At 42.9% G+C, this 1865-nt stretch carries 1 protein-coding gene; it reads right to left on the bottom strand.

Features of this window, described 5'->3' with window-relative positions:
- Nucleotides 1-76 precede the first annotated feature (76 nt).
- A complete protein-coding gene (ltrA, locus tag FEZ33_RS12080; RefSeq protein WP_138405603.1) occupies nucleotides 77-1363 on the bottom strand; it encodes a group II intron reverse transcriptase/maturase in 1287 nt (428 codons plus the stop codon).
- Between the last annotated feature and the right edge of the window lie 502 nt (nucleotides 1364-1865).

The raw sequence follows: 1865 nt of genomic DNA, 5'->3' as shown, positions 1-1865 counted from the left end.
ATCGAGTAGGAGACTAGCCATTATTTGACTAGTCGACCTCTCACACCACCGTGCGTACGGTTCCGTACACGGCGGTTCAATACCTTGCGTAAGCAGACTCTACCAATTCGCTTAGTGGAACTAAGCCCCATTGGTGGAGTCTTTTTGTTGTAATTGCCCGATGAACTTCAGGCGTGTTTGAAAGTCGCCAGTACATCTTACGAGAAAATGCAATGCGTTTCGCTGAGTCTAGGTCAAGTCCATAGGACTTTAATTTCTTAATAACCGTTCGTGGTTTCTTCCATCGTTTAAAGATAAGCTGTCTAAGCCGGTGATGTAACCATCCTTCTATCTCTTTAATAAATCCTTTGATAAAACCTAAACCAAAATAATTTATCCAACCTCGTGTAACTCGATTAATTTGCTGGATGATTTCTTCAAAGGTTCCTGGTCTTTTACGACTCGTCAGTCTCTTTAAAGAATTCTTGAATTTTTGCTTGGCTTGCTTGGTAGGGATAAAACGATAGGTTCCATTCACTCGGCGCATCAGACAGCTCAAGAACTTTAAACGAGTAGGTGACCCCACTTTGCTTTTCTCTTGATTGACGATGAGCTTTAAATCTTTCTCAATATATTTGGTGATACTTTCCATCACACGTTCACCGGCTCGTTTCGTCTTCACATAGATGACGAAGTCATCAGCGTAACGGACAAATCGATGACCACGTTTGGAAAGTTCTTTATCCAGTTCATGTAAGTAGACATTACTCAGTAGAGGCGAGAGAACCCCTCCTTGTGGTGCGCCTGTTTTACTTTCTACGAATTCGCCAGACAGGTCTATGACACCTGCTAATAAAAACTTACGGATAATTTTGATGATGGTCTTATCATGGATGTATTGTTCTAGATAGTAGATGAGTTTATCGTGATTCAGCGTGTCAAAGCATTGCTTCAAATCACAATCTACAACTACCCGATAACCTTCCTCATAATAGTTTACACATTGTTTGAGGGCACTATGCGTGCCTTTGCCCGGTCGAAAGCCGTGACTGTTTTCCATAAAGTGCGGGTCAATGATTGGTTCAATCACTTGTCGAATTGCTTGTTGAACAACTCGATCGCGCACACAAGGAATGCCTAGCTTTCGCTTCTCTCCATTCGGTTTTGGTATTTCTACCCGTTTAACCGGTTGGGGTTTATAAGTCCCATTAAGTAATTTATTCCGTAGAGGAATATAATACTCATTGATGTGTTCTTCTATTTCAAAGACGGTCATCCCGTCAATACCTGCTGCACCTTTATTCCGTTTAACGGATTTAATGGCAGCTTCCATATTCTCTCTTGTTACAACTCGCTCCATCAAAGACGGAGTCTTACGATACATTTCTGTCATTTCACCTAAAGTTCACTAGACACATCGATTAACTCTTTCGGTTCCACCTATTCCCTCCACCGACTGCCAACCTAAGCGGTTGTTTTCTGTCATTATTGTGAACCTTAACCTCCATTCTATAATTTGTATTGATATTGTTCGGTCCTTCGCTACATTCTCGCTACTACGACCTCTGCTGATTTCTCACTATTCGTTGTTACTACTGAGTCGCTAGTGAGACCTCCCCAGGTAAGGTGCGATAACCTTCCACTCATGTCACTGCTTCATTTACTGTTTAGGATTCGTGCAGTATTGGACTTCACTTTGTCATGCAAGCTCATCCATCCCTGTTCAGCCTTGATATGAAGTTTCTGTTCGTCAGTGCGAGTGTTTGCCTCCGGCTTCCTTCAGATTCCACCTCACGGTGGACACCCTTGCCTTTAGCTAACAGTTCCTACTGCCAAGTCTGTAGTGGACTTTCACCACCAAGTTATCGCCCATGCCGGGCGCACAT

The sequence above is a fragment of the Ruoffia tabacinasalis genome, assembly GCF_005864045.1.
In the GTDB taxonomy this organism is placed as follows: domain Bacteria; phylum Bacillota; class Bacilli; order Lactobacillales; family Aerococcaceae; genus Ruoffia; species Ruoffia tabacinasalis.
Note: the sequence above shows the minus strand (reverse complement) of the source record. Positions and strands in the feature narration are given on the sequence as shown.